The 337-nt window shown below is 54.0% G+C and carries 1 other RNA gene; it reads right to left on the bottom strand.

Features of this window, described 5'->3' with window-relative positions:
* Window positions 1-337, bottom strand: a transfer-messenger RNA (tmRNA) gene (gene ssrA, locus MST27_RS22310); the annotation flags it as partial.

Raw genomic sequence — 337 nt, 5'->3', positions numbered from 1 at the left:
CGCAAGCCTTCATTAAGTAGTTCTACATGCGTAGCCGCCTGATTTGAATCTCGCTGCCTTCGTCGCGCAGGAGCACGCTACGCAGGCCGCCAGTCACTTAGTCTTATTCGATACATAGTGACCCTATATCGAACCAGCCAATGTAAATGACCGCTCTGTCTCAGATCTTGCGACCCTCAACCCGGACCATCGGCCATCCGGTGAGCGGTTCGCCGGGTTTAAGCGGCGAGCGCGAACTTTTCGTCGTTGGCGTTTAATTGATTTCCAGACAGATTTACGAGCAAACTGGAGTGCTCGGCATGCCCTACATTAACTCCGCACCCACGTCGAAGCCAGG

The organism is Stutzerimonas marianensis (assembly GCF_022810315.1).
GTDB classification, from domain to species: domain Bacteria; phylum Pseudomonadota; class Gammaproteobacteria; order Pseudomonadales; family Pseudomonadaceae; genus Stutzerimonas; species Stutzerimonas marianensis.
The sequence above is the reverse complement of the archived record's forward strand: the minus strand, read 5'-3'. Positions and strand labels throughout refer to the sequence as shown.